This window comes from Cohnella suwonensis (assembly GCF_042655365.1).
Taxonomy (GTDB): domain Bacteria; phylum Bacillota; class Bacilli; order Paenibacillales; family Paenibacillaceae; genus Cohnella; species Cohnella suwonensis.
In genome coordinates, this window is sequence record NZ_JBHSMH010000055.1 from 14,377 (window position 1) to 30,736 (window position 16,360).

General features: G+C 60.3%; 12 protein-coding genes and 1 pseudogene. 6 read left to right on the top strand and 7 right to left on the bottom strand.

Annotation, left to right across the window (positions count from 1 at the left end):
- Window positions 1-177: 177 nt before the first annotated feature.
- From ACFPPD_RS16400 to ACFPPD_RS16410, 3 genes are all read right to left on the bottom strand, one after another.
- Window positions 178-321, bottom strand: coding sequence for a DUF4023 family protein (locus ACFPPD_RS16400; protein ID WP_209749914.1), 144 nt, complete (start codon window positions 319-321; stop codon window positions 178-180).
- A 69-nt stretch (window positions 322-390) separates the two neighbouring features.
- Window positions 391-1,071 (bottom strand): hypothetical protein, encoded by a 681-nt coding sequence (locus tag ACFPPD_RS16405; protein ID WP_209749915.1) that lies wholly within the window; start codon window positions 1,069-1,071, stop codon window positions 391-393.
- A gap of 146 nt (window positions 1,072-1,217) precedes the next feature.
- Complete coding sequence (locus ACFPPD_RS16410; RefSeq protein WP_209749916.1) at window positions 1,218-3,170, bottom strand: dihydroorotate dehydrogenase; 1,953 nt, start codon at window positions 3,168-3,170, stop codon at window positions 1,218-1,220.
- Between the two features lie 163 nt (window positions 3,171-3,333).
- Here ACFPPD_RS16410 and ACFPPD_RS16415 point away from each other — a divergent pair, with 163 nt between their 5' ends.
- A complete protein-coding gene (locus tag ACFPPD_RS16415) occupies window positions 3,334-4,524 on the top strand; it encodes a DUF3900 domain-containing protein (RefSeq protein WP_209749917.1) in 1,191 nt (396 codons plus the stop codon).
- A gap of 405 nt (window positions 4,525-4,929) precedes the next feature.
- Window positions 4,930-7,179 carry an alpha/beta hydrolase family protein gene (locus ACFPPD_RS16420; protein WP_209749918.1) on the top strand — a complete coding sequence of 750 codons (2,250 nt, stop codon included), beginning with the start codon at window positions 4,930-4,932 and terminating at the stop codon, window positions 7,177-7,179.
- 353 nt (window positions 7,180-7,532) lie between these two features.
- On the opposite strand, the gene ACFPPD_RS16425 is transcribed toward ACFPPD_RS16420, so the two are convergent.
- Window positions 7,533-7,925: a nitroreductase family protein gene (locus tag ACFPPD_RS16425; protein ID WP_209749919.1), complete on the bottom strand. Its 393-nt coding sequence runs from the start codon at window positions 7,923-7,925 to the stop codon at window positions 7,533-7,535.
- An 18-nt stretch (window positions 7,926-7,943) separates the two neighbouring features.
- Between ACFPPD_RS16425 and ACFPPD_RS16430 the strand changes: the two are divergent.
- Window positions 7,944-8,084: pseudogene (locus ACFPPD_RS16430) on the top strand (winged helix-turn-helix transcriptional regulator); the annotation flags it as partial.
- Between the two features lie 136 nt (window positions 8,085-8,220).
- Here ACFPPD_RS16430 and ACFPPD_RS16435 read toward each other — a convergent pair.
- Window positions 8,221-9,135 (bottom strand): ketopantoate reductase family protein, encoded by a 915-nt coding sequence (locus ACFPPD_RS16435; protein WP_209749921.1) that lies wholly within the window; start codon window positions 9,133-9,135, stop codon window positions 8,221-8,223.
- Between the two features lie 344 nt (window positions 9,136-9,479).
- On the opposite strand from ACFPPD_RS16435, the gene ACFPPD_RS16440 reads away from it, so the two are divergent.
- Both ACFPPD_RS16440 and ACFPPD_RS16445 read left to right on the top strand, forming a co-directional pair.
- Complete coding sequence (locus ACFPPD_RS16440) at window positions 9,480-12,530, top strand: EAL domain-containing protein (protein WP_209749922.1); 3,051 nt, start codon at window positions 9,480-9,482, stop codon at window positions 12,528-12,530.
- Window positions 12,531-12,636: 106 nt separating this feature from the next.
- Entirely contained in the window at window positions 12,637-13,341 is a 705-nt protein-coding gene (locus tag ACFPPD_RS16445) for a Dph6-related ATP pyrophosphatase (RefSeq protein WP_378082660.1), read from the top strand.
- On the opposite strand, the gene ACFPPD_RS16450 is transcribed toward ACFPPD_RS16445, so the two are convergent.
- Together ACFPPD_RS16450 and ACFPPD_RS16455 are read right to left on the bottom strand one after the other, a co-directional pair.
- Window positions 13,328-14,143: a GNAT family N-acetyltransferase gene (locus tag ACFPPD_RS16450; RefSeq protein ID WP_209749923.1), complete on the bottom strand. Its 816-nt coding sequence runs from the start codon at window positions 14,141-14,143 to the stop codon at window positions 13,328-13,330. The two genes, ACFPPD_RS16445 and ACFPPD_RS16450, sit on opposite strands and share 14 nt — an antisense overlap.
- Complete coding sequence (locus tag ACFPPD_RS16455; RefSeq protein ID WP_209749924.1) at window positions 14,128-15,138, bottom strand: helix-turn-helix transcriptional regulator; 1,011 nt, start codon at window positions 15,136-15,138, stop codon at window positions 14,128-14,130. Before ACFPPD_RS16455 ends, ACFPPD_RS16450 begins: the two co-directional genes overlap by 16 nt.
- Before the next feature lie 151 nt (window positions 15,139-15,289).
- Here ACFPPD_RS16455 and ACFPPD_RS16460 point away from each other — a divergent pair, with 151 nt between their 5' ends.
- On the top strand, window positions 15,290-16,162 hold the full coding sequence (locus tag ACFPPD_RS16460; RefSeq protein ID WP_209749925.1) for an SDR family oxidoreductase: 873 nt from the start codon (window positions 15,290-15,292) through the stop codon (window positions 16,160-16,162).
- The last annotated feature ends 198 nt before the right edge of the window (window positions 16,163-16,360 follow it).

Sequence of the window (16,360 nt, forward strand, 5' to 3'; positions counted from 1 at the left end):
GGAACGCGGTCATTGCCATCCCGAGAGAAAACCCCCGCGACATTGATACATTGATCGCGGGGGTCTTCGTTTAACAATTCAGAATGTATAAGTTTCACGCATATCCATTTCTGAATCGTCTCCGCAAAGCTTCTTCAGCGCCCAGAGGACGCCGAAGGCGTTTTTGCTTGGAATATCTTACTTGTTCGTACTATGCTGCTTGCCCGGCAGTTTCGAGCTGGCGTTCTCGCCTTCGTTGCCTCGGCCTTGACGTTCCCTGTTACGTTTGTCCTTCCGCTGCGTATCGTGCAGCTTCTCGACGAATTGATGCGTATCGTCCATGGGGAAGAGAGCCTCCTATCGTGCGGATCACGCTCTTACTATCCCCGCGAAGCCGGACGCTCATGCGGGTTACTTGAAATCGATCGAGCCGGCCAGCTCGGAGCCGTTCTCTCCCGCGTGATAGATGGACAGCGTCTCTTTGCCGTCGTCGACGACCAAGTAGGCGCAGCAATCGTACAGGATCAAGCCTCTCAGCTTGCCTTTGGCGCGGATCGATTCGTGGAAGCCTTTCTTGATGTTGTCGAAATCGTTCGCCGTATACGCGACGACCTCGTCGCCGATCTGCTCCGCGTAGTGATGTCCGGTTCTGCTGACGATCTTGTCGCTCGGGGCGTAGAGAATACGTCCGCTATAGTAAGCATCGACTTTGTCTTTCTCTTTGCCTTTGGCCAACTTCGGCCACAGATCGCTGAATACCATGTAACCGTACTTCTCGTGCTTGATCAGAATCATCGGCACTTGCGTCGGGCCGTAAGGAATGACGAACAAGTCTTTCAGCTCGCCTTCGCGGTAAGCCCCTTTCGTCTGAAATAGCTGGCCTTTCTTGTCGTAGACGGCGACTTGCTTGTTGAATTGGAAAGCGGCGAAGCCGCCTTCGACTTGCAGCTTGGCGTCGATCTGGGCGGCGGGCGCGGCGGGTGCGGGTTTCGGGGTCGATTCGGCCGCATGGGCGAGCGTCGGAATCGTCAACGCGCACAGAAGGACGGAAGCGGTCAGCAGTTTAATCGATTTTCTCATTCTCGTTTTCATTCGTATAAGTCTCCTTTGGATTACGTTCTTCCGATCCGCCGCGCCGTGCACTGCGCGGTCGATCTTCGATACCGTCGAGAGTCAGTATACGAGCGGGAGTTGTAATGGAAGTAGTTACCGGCGTCACGATTTCGTCATCTCGGAGGTCATGCGCGGGTACGTTCGGTCGGCCAGGGGTTCCCCATCATGTACGGATATAGCAGAATCAGTCCTAGAATATAGAGCAGCACCGCGAAATAGGCGGGAAGTAAATGCACGAAGTCGGTGTACGCGATGCCGTAATGCACGCTTAGCCCGGCGACGAACGCGGGAGCGCCGCCCGCGAGCAGCGTCCACCACAGCCAGCGCTCGCCTTGCTGGATGCCCCATAGGGAGACGGCGAGGAGCATGACCGCGTCGGAGAAGAGCGCGCCGCCGAAGCCCGCGCGGTCGTGGGCGATCAGCGGGATCAGGTTCGGGTTCGCCGTCCGCAACTCTTCCCGGGTCGTCCCCATGAACGCGAGATCTTGCGGCACGAACACGTTCGTTACGCCGATCGTCGCGATGACGAGTCCGCCTAAGCTCAAGGAAGCGCCCAAGACGACGAAACAAAGCTGTCCCCACATCGCGCGCCGCCACGTCGGGTTATTGCGCAAGTTCACGGGACGGCGGAACGGCCGGTCGGGATTGCGCCTCATCGCCAGCAGGAACATCGGGAACAACACGACGGCCGCGGCCGCGTGAAGCGGATCGAAGAAGCCGTACCCCAAGTAGAGAAAGAAACTGGGGAATCCGACGATACCGGAAATCAGAAGAGACGTTCGTGCCCAATGCTGGCCGTCCCTAAGGCCGTATCGGGCAAGCCGATCGTACAGGATGCCGATCGAGATCATCGTGCCGGCCAGCGTAATCCGGTCATGGGACATGAAGTGCAGCAGATGGCCGTTAAGGCGGATCAGCTCGTCGCGGGTCATCTCGAGAAAACGCTCGTCGTAAGGAAGGACGACCGACGAGGCGGCGATCGCCCAGGCGAGAATGCCGCCGACGATCATGCCGATGCCGAGAAGGCGCATCCAGCCCCAGTGCCGCCAGAACGAGGGCGTTGCCGGGGCGGGCTCCGTCTTGATTTTCTCGTAAATCAGCGCTTCGTTGATCCGCTTGGGGAGCCCGGGACCGGCATAGACGAGACCGCTTCCGAGCAAGACATGATCGGCGCCTTCGGCGATCATGTCGAGCGCGTCCTGCGGCTCGTGAACGCCCGCCCCCGCGACGATCGATTGATGGGCGAGCGCATGCGCCTTCAATCGGCGGACGAGAGGCTGGGCATAGGCTTTGCCGCTCTTGCCGATCTCCGCGCCGTCCGGCGTCCGAAGCGCTTCGCCGACGACGTATCCGGACCATACGGACAAGTCCGCTTGCGACAGCAATAGATACAGATCATTAGGCGGATAATCGAGAGGAACGCGCAGCGACACGGGATGGCGAAAGCCGTCTTCGGCTCGCAACCGACGGATCATGGCGCCGACGCGCTCGAGCGCGCGCAGGTTAGCGACGTCGCCGCAGTCGGGATCGAGCGCATCGATATGGAAGCCGGCGGTCTTCTCCGTTCGGAGGGCCAGCAGGAGCGTTCGCAACTGATCGACCGCCTCTTCGCCGGAGGAGTCCGGCATCGGCGACGCCCGGAAGAAGCGGGGGAGGTCATGGCCCGGTTCGCCGAGCCTTTCTTTCAACCGGACAAGGCCTTCGTTCTCGTATTCGTTCGGATAGGTCAGCAGTTGTCGCTTCGCATCGTTACGAATCGGTTCGCCGTTTCCGACGGGGAACAACGTGACCGGGCCGATCTCCATGAACCCGAAGCCGAACTGGGCGAGCGCCCGGTGGGCGATTCGATCGGGATCGACGCTGCCGGACAAGCCGACGGGCGTCGGCACGGGGACGTTCGCGACGCGGCTTTCCAGCAGGGGAGAAGGCTCCATGTGCCCGAGCGTCTTGATGAGGAGCGTGCCTCCGGGGAGGCGGCTGACCCTGCGCATCGCCTTCAACGTGACGTTGCGCGCGGCGCGGGAAGGCAAGCGGAACAGCAAAGGGCGAAATAGCGTTTGATAAGACCAATCCGGCATGAGGGCAACTCCTCGTTCCATTTTCAGGAAGAGTATACCACACGGGCGGCGGCCTTCGGAGGTTGTCGCGCCGGGGCGAACCTGATAAGATTCGAATAGGTTTCAATCGATTTCGTCACGATATTCCGATCTATTCCGATCCGCGGGAGGCCGAAGTTCCATCATGAAATTCGCCGTTCAGTATTTATCTTTCTTCGTCATTCAGAACGAGGGCGCCGATCCGAACGGCCCGAAGAAATATAAGCATTACCAGACGCTTACGCACGAAGAGTACCAGGACAGCGAATTAAAGGCATTCCTCGACGGGGAATTCAAGCGGATCGCCAAGCGGAAAGCCGAGATCAATCCCGCGTCCGAGCAGGTGCCGACCAAGATTGGGCGTTTTCTCGTAGAGCCGGGCTACGACTTGGACAGCAATCCGAACTACAACCTGTTCCAACGGCTCAGAACGGCGGAGAACAAGCAGGAATTCCACAACTTCGCCGACGACGTGCTTCGCATTTATATGGATACGAACTCGGTTCGCGGCGGGGCGTTCGTACTGGCGACGGCCAAGCTGAACGAGCTGTTCGACGAGCCGTTCCTGTTCCTGTTCAAGTGCGACTTCGAATCGAAGATCGCGCGAGTCTCGGACGAGCAAAGCCTGATCTCCCAAGTCGAGATGGCGATCAACGCGAAGAACATCAAGTCGATCCAGTACCCGCATATGCCGGAAGAGGGCATCGTAGAGCCATGGGAGCTGAAAATCCACCAAGCGTCGCACGCGAGGTATTTCGAGGACTTCCTCAAGTACGTCAGCTACGAGAAATCGAAGCCGGAGATCGTCGCCGAACAGGTGATGGACATGGTCCACCAATACATGGAGACGAAATGGCAGGCGGGCGAGTCGGAGTCGATCGCGGCGGCGATGGCGTTGTTCGATTCGACGGACGGAGGCGAGAACGCGGAGGAAGCGTATGCCGATGCGCCGCAGGAAGTCAGGGCGATGCGCCAGGAGAAGCAGCAATTCGACGTCTGGGCGGCCGGAGAGAAGCGGGAGCTGCAGGAGAAGTGGACGCACGACCACGTCGTCGAGGCGACGAAGCAGATCGTCGAAATGCAACCGGACTTGGAGCTGAAGTTCCGGCTCGACGATATTCTGATTAAGGGGCATATGGACGATTACGGCAACAACATCCATATCGCGCGGCTGAACGGCCGGTACGTCGTCTTGATCGAGGGGGATTCGTTCCAGTTCGAGAAAGGCGTGTCGCCGATCGAGCTCCTCCATCCCGAGGAGATGAGCGAGATGCTCCACCGCGTCGGCAACGGCGTGCGCCGGGTCGCCCCCGGCGAAGCGCCGCCGCTCGATTGAGCGGTGGGTTAGGCGAATAGCAAAGCGGCCTCCGGGTCGCTTTTTTGCGTAGATTTGCGCTACGCTCCGCTCGGCTCCGCCGAAATAACGGTGCCTCGCGCCGCTAAACGCCCGATTTCCCTTGTTCCGCCGAAATAACGGTGCCTCGCGCCGCTAAATGCTCGAACTCCCTTGTTTCGCTGGAATAACGGTGTCCCACACCGCTAAATGCTCGAAATCCCGCGTTTCGCCGAAATAACGGTGTCCCACGTCGCTAAAATGCTCGAACTCCCGTGTTTCACTGGAATAACGGTGTCCCGCGCCGCTCTGGAAGCAACAAACGAATAGCGAAAACATTGGAGTCCCTCCGCGACGGGCGAAAGAGGTATAATCAAGGGACAGCTTGCGTAGCCGGAGGTGATTGCGATGCATGTGGAATTTACTCGGCAAGCCGAAAATAAATCGGGCCGATGGCGGCACGGAAAACGGTTATCCGGTACGTTCGAACGGGACGCGGGCGTCTGGCGGGCCGCCATCGCCGCCCTATGGCTGTTCGGCGGCGCGGCCGTCGCGCTCGCGGCGCTCGGCATGCCGACGGGCTTCGGCGCGGCGACCGACGCGACGATAGGCGTTGCGCTCCATACGATCGCATATGCCGCCTCGTCTTCGATCATTGCCGCCCTGCTCAAGCTCGCGCGCCTGAAAGCGCCGCGGGCGACGATCGGCGGATTCGTCTATACGGGTATAGTCGTTGGGTTCATTTTGTATTATTCCGAATTCGGCTGGAAAGGCGCCGCGTTCTACTCGACTGCAGCCGCGCTGACCGCGCTCGGTTTGGGCTTGCTCGCCGGAGCGATCGCCCGCATGCCGCGCGCCCGAATCGCGGCGTCGGCATTGGCGGCGCTGTCGATCGCTTACGCGTTAGCGGGATTTCCAGCCATGCAGAGCGGCACGGACGCGGGTAATGGCAAGGACGGCGCGTACGTGCTGTCGGCGGGGTACGACGCGGTTTCCGATCCGTCGACGCCCGGCGAGTACGCGGTGAGGTCGTTTACTTACGGAAGCGGGACGGACAAGCAACGCCCGGAGTACGGCGCGAAAACGACGGCGATATCGGACGTCGTCGACGCGTCGGCTTACATCGATAGCTGGCCTTGGCTTCGCGAGAAGTTCTGGGGCTTCGACGAGTCCGAACTGCCGCTGAACGGCAGAGTATGGATGCCGGACGGTGCCGGACCGTTCCCCGTCGTCCTCATGGTGCACGGCAATCACTTGATGGAGAAATTCTCCGACGCGGGTTACGGGTACTTGGGCGAGCTGCTCGCGAGTCGCGGCTTCGTCGCGATCTCGATCGACGAGAACTTCTTTAATTACTCCGTATGGTCCGGCATTCCGGATCGGGATATGGAACTGCGGGCGTGGCTGCTGCTGAAGCATATCGGCCAGCTTCAACGGTTCGCCGCGGATCCCGAGTCTCCTTTCTACGGGAAAATCGACTTTGAAAGGGCGGCTCTTCTCGGCCACTCCCGCGGAGGCCAAGCCGCGGCGATGGCGACCGACCGGGAGCGGTGGTACCCGGACGACGAAGGGCTTCCCGCCGCGGACAGCTACAAAGTGCGGGCGGTCGTCGAGCTCGCGCCCACGGATACGCTCGTCGACGGCAAGCGCTCGGAGCTGAAGGACATATCGTATCTCACGCTGCAAGGGGCGAAAGACGCAGACATCGTCAATTTTTACGGGGACCGGCAGTACGGAAGGGTTTCGTTCACGGGCGGCGCTACGGCGGAGGAAGAGGAGCCGTTCAAAGCCTCCCTTTATATCGAGGATGCGAACCATAGCCAATTCAACACGGATTGGGGATTATCGGACAACTCGTTGCCGACGGCGCTGTTCATCCGTCCCGAAGGGCTGCTGGAGCCGGAACAGCAGCGGCATATCGCCAAGGCATACGTGTCCGCGTTCCTGCAAGCCTCGTTGACGGACGACGAGGCATACGACCGGCTTTTCCAAGATTACCGGACGGGGCTCGGCTTCTTGCCGGACACGAGGTACTTTAACCAGTACGAGAGCGGAGGTTTCCGGCGTCTCGCCGACTTCGGCGGCTCCGACCGGGAGGAGCTTTCTTACGGAGTGACCGCGGAAGCTTCGAACCTGACGGATTGGCGGCATGTCGACGCTCAGGATCGTCAAGGCGAAGGCAAAGGAGACGGCGGCGTCGTGCTCGCGTGGGACCGTGAGGGCCGGTACGCCGTGCGGCTCAGCGACGCTGCCGCCGCCGGCATCGCGGACGATCCCGTGCTCGTGTTCTCCTTGGCGAACATGGCCGAGGACGTCGCGGACGAGGCGGGCGTCAAGGCGGAAGAGCCGTTATCGATCGACGTCGAGGTGAAGGACGAACTCGGCCATGCCGTTCGGCTGCCCTTGAACGAATTCATGGATACGGAGCCCCAAGCGGCGACGAGCTTCACGTGGTTGCCGGGCATGGAGGCGGAGCTTTCCGACGGGAAGTTCAAAGACGCGGAAGAAGCCGTCTACCAGACGTACGAGCTGCCGCTGGAACGGTTCGCGCAAGAGAACGGCGAATTCGATCCGGAAGAATGGTCCGAAGTGACTTTCTATTTCAACGACGGACCGGGCAAGGTCATGCTGGACGAATTGGGCTGGATGCCGGAGTAAGCCGTCCGAACAACCGCGTTTGGATAGATTCAACCGAAAGAGCGTTCCCAGGGTCCTGCGCGGACGATCGGGAGCGCTCTTTTGTCTTGCGATTGCTTCGCGGTCGTACGCTCATCGTCGGATAGAGTGATGGCATCATCCTATCCGCAGGGAATACTGTTCCCGATAGAAAATAAGATGATCGTATCGCTCTATTCGCGCGCTAGACGATGCATTGGCGCAAGTTGCCGGGGCATAGCGTTATCGCATCGTCTTATCTTGCCCGAATATGCCGAATCACGCGAAATAGCGGTACCCGGTAATGTTATCCGCTACTTCGAGAGTCAGTCGGCCCTCCCCCCGCGCGAGTTCCCTCACACGACCCAGGACACGATGTCGCCGATGTCGCGACGCGTTTTCGGACGCGGATCCCGTACGCGGTATCCGAAGGCGACCATGTTGACGAGGTGGAAAGACCCCCCGTCGTTAATGCCTTCTTCCCGTAAAATCCGGTTGATCGGGTCTTGCTCGAACCCTTCCATCGGGCAGGAATCGATGCCGATGAGCGCGGCCGCCGTCATCATGTTGCCGAGGGCGATGTAAGTCTGCTTGGCTGCCCAGTCCGCGACCGCGCCTTCCCGGCTGGTCAGCTTGAAGTCGGATTCGAGAAATTTGCGATACAGCTTTTCTTTGCCTGCGGCCGCTTCGGGAGGCAACTGTTGCACGTCCTTCATCATGCGCTGAACATAAGCCGAGTCGGATAACATTTCCTCCCCGTTCCGGGCGAAGTGTACATGGAGGTGCCGCCGAAGGTCGAATATTCGCTCACCGACTTCGGCCGGACGTTCGCTCCGATTATCGTCAGCATGAAAGCTTGGGGAGACGAACACTCGGAGCGGCTGCTGGCGGGCAACGAGGCGACGTGAGGCGGGCGCGGGCAGGAAAGACAAGCGGACTCCACGAGGGAGTCCGAGGTCGTCGAGAAAGTTCGTAAGGACGATGTCGTGAATCGCTTACTTCGCTTCGTGTGCATACGACCTGCCGACTCTAATCTCTCGAACCCTACGCCCTGTTTCTCTCGTAGATCTCGAGTCGCTGCCGGATGATCTCCAGCAGCGGAACATCGCAGCCGTGGCTGCGGGCCAGCTCGATCATATAGCCTTGCAGGTGAGCGGACTCCGTCGGGAGTCCGTTTTGCATGTCGCGCAGCATCGAGGTCGTACTGACGCGCGACATGCCCGCGACGATCCGGAGCTGCTTGTCCGGCAATCCGGCGTCCAGGCGGCCGCCCGCGGCGGCGATAACGGCGTTCGTCTCGGCGAATGCGCGGCGGAACGACTCCATGCCCGCTCCCGCGTCCCGGATGTCGCCGACCGGCGCTTGGAACAGCGTCGTAAGGCCGGAGAGCACGTTGATGAAGGCGTATTTCTCCCACATATCGCTTTCGATATCTTCTTTCTCCGAGAAGAGAGGGATATCGGACAGCATCCGCCGCAATTCGGCGTAATGCCCGTCGTCGAACGAGCGGAACCTTCCGTATGTAAAAGAGTGATAGGGAGCCAAGTGCCGCACAGCGCCGTCCTCGTCCAGCGTAATCTCGATACGCGCGACGCCGCCGAGCAACGGTTGTTCCGGGAACGCTTCGGCAAGCTGCTCCATATGCTTCATTCCGTTCAAGAACGGCAGGATCGCCGTCCGTTCGCTCAAGTAAGGACGAAGCCTTTCCAGCGCCTCGTCAAGCCCGTAAGCTTTGGTGGCAAGGATCGCCAAGTCGAATGGACCCGCGGGTTCTCCCCAAGCGATTGCGGACGGACGCCCCTCGTAGTCTCCGCTAGGACTGCGGACGATCAATCCATGCTCCTCCAGTTGCTCTTTGCGTTTCCCGCGCGCCAGTAGGGTCACTTCCGCACCGGCTTCCAGCATCCGCGCCGCGACGTATCCCCCGATCGCTCCCGCTCCTACGATCAACGCCTTCATCGATTCACGTCTCCTCTCCCATGGGTTTGTTTTCTCATCATAGCGAAACGCAAAGCCGGCGCGCAACATCCGGCTTCGCCGTTATGCCGTTGCGACGTCTCGCGTAGCGATGCCTTCGGGATATTCCTCCCCGGATTCGGTACCGTCCGCGACGAAGAGAATCGGACCGAAAACTCTCGGCGACAGCAAGATATTCCGATAAGGGAAATAAGACCGAGGGTGCCGCGAAGAAAACGGGACTTTTTACCGAAAGTCGGCGAATGCTGGAGGATTTTCGGTGCGGAATGTTGAAGCTTGTCTTTACATGATAACAATCGACCTACATAGAGAAGGCAGGGAGCTGAATGGCTCAGGGTTACCGGATCGGAGTGATCGCTCCTTATCTCGACGGAGAGTATTACGGGCGGCTGTTGCCCCATATCCACGAAGCGGTTAAAGAAAGGAATTCGGAGTTGTTCGCCATTCAGGTGGCGGACGACGAGCTTGGCGTGGTCGCGCTCGAAGAGCCGGTATCGTTCGATCTCGTCGACGCATGGATTCTCATCTTGCCTTCGGCGAGCGCGGCTTTTCTCGAGATGCTCGCGAACGGCGAGAAGCCGTTCGTCTGCATCGGTTTCCCTTCTCCCTACCCGCGCGGCGGGTCGGTGCTCGTCTCGAACCGGGAGAGCATGAAGGAAGCCGTGCTGCACTTGATCGATCACGGGCATCGCGGCATCGCTTTCATCGGACATACGCAGCAATACGATTTGCACGAGCGATACAACGGATATTTGGATGCGCTTGCGGAGAGAGGCATCGAAGCGGACGAGCGGCTCGCCGTCCGCGCCGCCGATAATTTGCTGGAGAGCGGCAAGCGGGCGGCCGAGCGGCTGCTCGCGACCGGCGTTCCGTTCTCGGCCGTCGCGGCGGGCACGGATTTGAACGCGCTGGGAGCGATCGATTACTTGAATTCGCGCGGATATTCCGTACCGGACGACTTCGCGGTGATCGGATACGACGACATTCATCAGGCCGGGTTGAACTATCCTCCGTTGACGACGGTCGGGCAACCGTTCCGGGAAATGGGCAGGAAAGCGGTATCCAAAGCGTTCGACTTGATCGCGGGGCGCAAGCCGGAGGCGGCCGAGACGTTCGTTCCGGCCGGGCTCGTCGTTCGAAAGTCTTGCGGGTGCGAGGAGAGCCGGTCGCTCGCCTCGAAGGAAGGCTTAGACTTCCATATGAATAATCTATCGAAGATGCGAATCGCGCTGCATAACGTAACCGTTAACAATTATAAAATGACCCAGGGCCTGATCGTGGCGACGAAAGACGAGAAGATTCACATCTCCAAGCTGTTCTGGAGCGTCTTTCATTGGGGCTGCCTGGCGCTCTGGGAAGAAGACGGGAAAGGCGGAAGACGGCTCGTCGTCCGGCAGACGTTCAGCAAGAGGGGCGACCGGGTGCCTCCCGCAGGTCTCGAGGTGCCGTTGGAACGCTTTCCTCCGGTCGAGTATTTGCCTCCCGGCGCGGGTCCGGGCGGCGAAGAATTCGTCGTGCTGCATCCGGTACGCTCGGAGCTTCAGAATTGGGGCTATATCGCTCTTGTCGGTCCGCTCGATCCGATGGACGATTTCGTGGCGAACGATCTTTCGCGGCATAGCTTCACGATTCTCGCCGTCGCGCTCGAGCGCGAGCTCTTGTTCAAGCAAGTTAGCTCGATGGCCGAGAAGCTGGAGATCGTCTCTCGGACGACGAACGACGGCATCTGGGACTGGGACCTGACGACGGACAAGATCGAGTGGACGATACGCGCCCATCATATGATGAGCGGAGCGACCGAAAGGCTGCTGGACACGCCGCAGGCGTTCGTCGACCTCGTTCACCCGGACGATCAGCTGAGGCTCCGGCTCGAATTCATGCGGCCGTTCCAGAAGGATCGGCCGATCCAAGTGGAACTGAGGTTCCGGACGACCGACGGGCAGCACTTATGGCTGTTTCTCGCCGGAGATATCCTGTACGACGAATCGGGTATGCCGATCCGGATCATCGGTTCGATCACGGACGTGACGGAGAAGAAGACGAACGAAGAGAGAATCACGCAGCTAGCCTACCAGGACGCGTTGACGGGATTGCCGAACCGGTTGCGGTTCAAGGATCAGTTGAGGCAAGCGATGGCGGAACGGGATCTGGACGGCGGCCGGTTGGCCGTGCTGATGATCGATCTGGACCGGTTCAAGATCGTCAACGATACGCTCGGCCACCAGTCTGGCGATTGCTTGCTTCAGCGGGCGGCGCATATGCTTCGGGATTGCGTAGGCGAGGACGATATTATCGCGAGGCTCGGCGGGGACGAATTCATCGTGCTGCTGAAGAGGATCGAAGGGGTCGGCGACGTCTCTTCCGTGACGAAAAAGATGCTGGACGCGTTGGCCCAGCCTTTTATTCTGGAAGGCCAGTCCTTCCATTTGTCCGCGAGCATCGGCGCGAGTTTGTATCCGACGGAATGCGCCGAAGCCGAAGCCAATCCGGATACGTTGATCCGCGACGCCGATCTCGCGATGTACCATACGAAGGAAAACGGCGGCAACCGATTTGAAATCTACGAACCGGCGCTCAGTTCAAAGCGGGTAGAGAGGTTTAATATGGAGAACGGATTACGATACGCGCAGGAGCGCGGAGAGCTCACGTTGCATTTTCAACCGCAAATCTCGCTCTCGACGGGCAAAGTGTACGGGGCGGAAACGCTTCTTCGCTGGAACGCGCCGGGGGGCGAGACGATCCAGCCCGGCGAGTTCATTCCGCTCGCGGAGGAAACCGGCCTGATCGTGCCGATCGGCCAGTGGGTATTGGAGCAAGCTTGCGCGGAATGCAAAAGATGGATTCGCGCGGGGATGCCCCAGCTGGTCATCTCGGTCAACATCTCTGCGCTTCAATTCGAACAGGATGATTTTCCGGATCTCGTGCGCCGGGTGCTGGAGCGCACGGGCATCGAGCCGTATAACCTTTGCTTGGAGATTACCGAACATACGGCCGTTCAGAACATGGAGCATAGCGTGAAGATGCTCCACCAATTGATCGACATCGGAGTGAAGATCGCGATCGACGACTTCGGCATCGGCCAGTCTTCGCTTCTGTGGCTGAAGAAGCTGCCGGCGCATATCGTCAAAATCGATCCGGCGTTTATCCTGAACATGATCGAGGATTCCGACGACGACGCGATCGCGAAGGCGGTCATCGTGATGTCCCACAATCTCGGCTTGTCGGTAACGGCCGAAGGCGTCGAGACGGAGCAACAGCTTCAACGGCTGCAGCAATTGCAATGCGACCGGATACAAGGTTTCTATACCGGAAGGCCGATGACGTCGGACCAATTCATCGCGTACTTTCTCGAAATTCACAGTTGGGCAAGCTCTTAACGGGTCCGGCCCAAAAAACCGGCTTGCGCGCGGATAACGCGCCAAGCCGGTTTTGAATTTTCGCGACGTCGCGCTAACGGTTCAGCGGCACTTCGGACGTCAGCGCGTGAGGATTGCGGTCCGGGAAAGGGCGATCGGAATGGTCAATAAGAAGGTCGCGCTCTCCTGGAGCGGCGGCAAAGACAGCTGCATGACGATGGACAAGCTCGTGCGGGACGGGTACGAGATCGCTTGCCTGTTGACGACGGTGCCGAAGGAAATCGGCAGGACGTTCGGCCATGGCGAGCGGGCGGAGGCGATCCGGGCACAGGCCGAGGCGCTCGGCATTCCCGCCCTTTTCATCGCGTGCACGTTCGACACGTATACGGCGGATTACGAGGCGCGGCTGAAGGAACTCGCGTCCGAATTCGGGTTCGGCGCCATCGCGTTCGGAGACTTGTTCATGCCGGAGCACAGGGACTGGGGGACGGGCGTGGCGGCGGCCGCCGGCATCGAAGCGTTGTATCCGCTGTGGATGAGGCCGGACGGCACGTTGGCCGCGTTGCGGACGTTCGTGGAATCGGGCTACCGCGCGATCGTCATTCGGACGAGCGACAAGGCTTTATCCGAACGGTGGCTGGGCAGGGAGCTCGACGAGTCGTTCTACGAAGACATCGCCGCCTTGGGACCGGCCGTATGTCCGATGGGCGAAGGCGGCGAGTATCACACGTTCGTCTACGACGGGTCTCTGTTCCGCCGTCCCGTCCGGTTCTCGAAAGGGGCGGTTCTGCAACTGGAAACGACGAAAAGGCTGGAAATCATTTTAGCGTAAAACGTTCCATCACTCCGATGTCGAAGAAGCCCAGCTTCGCGTATAGGGGATAACCCATGTCGCTCGCGTGCAGAATCGTCCATCGGCAGCCGAGCGCTTCGGCCTCGGCGATCGCCCGCCGGGTAACCGCGATGCCCGCCCCCAGCCCGCGCGCTTCCGGCAGCGTGCTCACGTAGTAGATGCCCGCGACGTCGCCTACGCGGATCAGGCTCGACGTGGCGACGGCCATGCCGTTCATTCGGCCGACGAAGTTGCTTCCCTTGTCGCCTTCGGCAACGAGCGGGCTTAAAAGATGGAAAATGCCTTTCGTGGCTTCTTCGTCGAACCCGTAGCCGGCCTGCGCGACGGAGGCGAAAGTCATCATGTCTTCCCGCGTATCGACACGCTCGATCGAGAAGCCTTCCGGCAAAGGAGGCTCTTCGCCGGTCCTCGGCCGCCCCGTCTCCAGAGCCATTCCCCGTAGCGCGGCGCTTCCCGAGAATCCATGTTCCTTTAAGCGCTCCGGCAGAGAGGTCGGCAGGTCGGCCGGCCATGCCGTCCACATGAACGGAACGTTGCGCGACCGGTAACGTCCGACGACGTTCGCAAGGAGGGCAGGCAAGCTTTCCTCCGACGTCCTCGTCTTCAGCACCCGGTTGCTCAGCGCCGTTACGAAGGCGGAAGAGAGCATGGTGGCGCCGTCGACGGTCTCGACCGAGAATTCCGGAAGCGACAGACTTTCGAGATAAGAGAGGTAATGATCTTGCATCGCTTTTCTTAGCATCGACTCGATCGTTTCCGATGGCTCTATTCTTTGATCCATGCCGTTTCCTCCTCCGGGTTGTCTTCCATTGCCGCGATCGCGGCGGTCAGTTCTTCGAGAATGCCGGCGCGCAGCGATTCGGGCGCCAAAGCCCTCGCGTCGCGCCCGTAACCGAGCAGCACTTTCTGCGCGTGCTCCTCCGTGTGAAACTCCGCGTTCGCCTCCACCCAGCCCGCGCGTCCGTCCGTTTCGCGTCCCCGCTCTTCCTGCCCGGTCACGTTGACGTAGGCTTCCCGGACGAATTCGTCCCATCGCGAAGCGGCGATCCGCACCTTGGCGGGATAGCGGGGAAGGTCGGCGACGAACCGTTTCGTCGATTGCTCCCAATAAGCTTCGAGATCGAACGGCTCGGGCCGATCGAATCGCTCGTCCAGCAGTTCCGCGCCCGCTAACCGGGAGATCCGGAACGTGCGAAGCTCGCCATCGGGTTCGGCTTGCGCGATCATGTACCAGATTCGCGACTTGGCCACGAGGCCGAGCGGAAGGACGACTCGGTCCGAGAGCCCGGCGGCATCGCGCGAGCGATAGGAGATGCGTAGAAGCCGTTGTTCCCAGACGGCCTTCTGAGCGACGCCGAGCAGGGAAGTGTCCGGCGCGTTTCGCCAGCCCGCGCCGTCTACGTGGATGCGCTGCCGCGCGATGTCGGCGTCTTGCCTGGCGGTCGCGGGGAGCGCCGCCAGCAGCTTGCCCATCGCTTCGTCCGCGCTTTCCGTCAAGCCGAGATCCTTCACGACGCTGGACGCCTGCAGGAGCAACAACGAACGAATCTCTCCCGTCGTCATCCCCGTCATCCGGCTGCGGTACCCTTCGGACAACAACCAGCCTCCCCGCGAGCCCCTTTCGGCGTAGACGGGAATGCCTGCGGCGCTTAGAGCCTCCATATCGCGGTGAATGGTCCGTTCGGACGCTTCCAGGCGGTTCGCGAGCTCCCGGAGCGTCAGTCTCCCTTCGTTCTGCAGCAGCATTAGAATTTTCAGCAAGCGATCCGCTTTCATTCGTCTTTCTCCTTCTACGATCGGATCCGTTCGGAATGTTACGATTATACCATCGATATAAGACAGAGGTTGTCATATTGGCGAGGTTATACTGGGAAAGCTTAGCCATGCGGAAACGAAACGGCGGGCGATCAAAGGAGGAGCGAGGCGGATGACAAAACCTTTAGAAGGAAAAGTAGCGGTCGTCGCGGGGGCGACGAGAGGAGCGGGAAGGGCGATCGCGGAGATGCTGGGCGCCGCCGGGGCCGTCGTCTACGGAACCGGTAGAAGCGTCAGGGGCGCGCCTTCGGATATCGGGAGGCGGGAGACGATCGAGGAGACGGCGGAACGGGTGACGCTGGCGGGCGGCGTCGGCATCGCGGCGCGGGTCGATCATACGGAACCGGAGCAGGTGAATGCTTTGTTCGAGCGAATCGAGCGGGAACAGAACGGAAGGTTGGACATTCTCGTCAACGACGTCTGGGGCGGCGAGAAGCTGTCTGAATGGGGCACGCCGTTCTGGGAAGGTTCGCTCGACAAAGCGTTGACGATGCAGAAGCGGGCGGTACACTCCCACATGATCACGAGTTATTACGGGGCGCCGCTTCTCGCGCGGCGGCGGAGCGGGCTGATCGTGGAAGTGACGGACGGCTACGATTATCGATACCGCGGCAACCTGCCTTACAGCCTGGCGAAGGTGTCGGCTATCCATCTGGCGGAAGCCCAAGCGGCCGAATTGCGGCCTTACGGCGTGGCGGCGGTATCGGTAACGCCCGGATTTCTGCGTTCGGAAGAAATGCTCGACCATTTCGGAGTGACGGAGATGAACTGGCGGGAGGGCGGGAAGAAGGACGTCCATTTCCTGCAATCGGAGACGCCCTACTTCCTCGCTAAAGGACTTGCCGCCCTTGCCGCCGATCCCGCGCTGGCCGAGAAGTCGGGCAAAGCGTTTACGTCCTGGGGCCTGTCGGAGGCATACGGGATATCCGACTCGGACGGGAGCCGGCCGAATTGGGGCAAATACGCGGCGGACAACGGTTTCTGAACTTTCCGATCGTCGTCGGCCAGCCTTCTTCCCCTTCGGATACCGATGATCCACAAGGAAGCGACGGTTGCGGCCGCAACCGCCAATGGACCGATCAGCTTGGGCGCATGGAACGACGACGGCTGGAAGAACGAGAAATAAAGAATGGCGCCGGACGATGCGGCTGCCGTTCTGAAGGGCAAGTAAAGGCGGGCTCGT

Bases quoted from the DNA above. Each gene is read 5' to 3' on its own strand.
- ACFPPD_RS16400 (WP_209749914.1), bottom strand. From the start codon at position 321: ATGGACGATACGCATCAATTCGTCGAGAAGCTGCACGATACGCAGCGG.
- ACFPPD_RS16405 (WP_209749915.1), bottom strand. From the start codon at position 1,071: ATGAAAACGAGAATGAGAAAATCGATTAAACTGCTGACCGCTTCCGTC.
- ACFPPD_RS16410 (WP_209749916.1), bottom strand. From the start codon at position 3,170: ATGCCGGATTGGTCTTATCAAACGCTATTTCGCCCTTTGCTGTTCCGC.
- ACFPPD_RS16415 (WP_209749917.1), top strand. From the start codon at position 3,334: ATGAAATTCGCCGTTCAGTATTTATCTTTCTTCGTCATTCAGAACGAG.
- ACFPPD_RS16420 (WP_209749918.1), top strand. From the start codon at position 4,930: ATGCATGTGGAATTTACTCGGCAAGCCGAAAATAAATCGGGCCGATGG.
- ACFPPD_RS16425 (WP_209749919.1), bottom strand. From the start codon at position 7,925: ATGTTATCCGACTCGGCTTATGTTCAGCGCATGATGAAGGACGTGCAA.
- ACFPPD_RS16435 (WP_209749921.1), bottom strand. From the start codon at position 9,135: ATGAAGGCGTTGATCGTAGGAGCGGGAGCGATCGGGGGATACGTCGCG.
- ACFPPD_RS16440 (WP_209749922.1), top strand. From the start codon at position 9,480: ATGGCTCAGGGTTACCGGATCGGAGTGATCGCTCCTTATCTCGACGGA.
- ACFPPD_RS16450 (WP_209749923.1), bottom strand. From the start codon at position 14,143: ATGGATCAAAGAATAGAGCCATCGGAAACGATCGAGTCGATGCTAAGA.
- ACFPPD_RS16455 (WP_209749924.1), bottom strand. From the start codon at position 15,138: ATGAAAGCGGATCGCTTGCTGAAAATTCTAATGCTGCTGCAGAACGAA.
- ACFPPD_RS16460 (WP_209749925.1), top strand. From the start codon at position 15,290: ATGACAAAACCTTTAGAAGGAAAAGTAGCGGTCGTCGCGGGGGCGACG.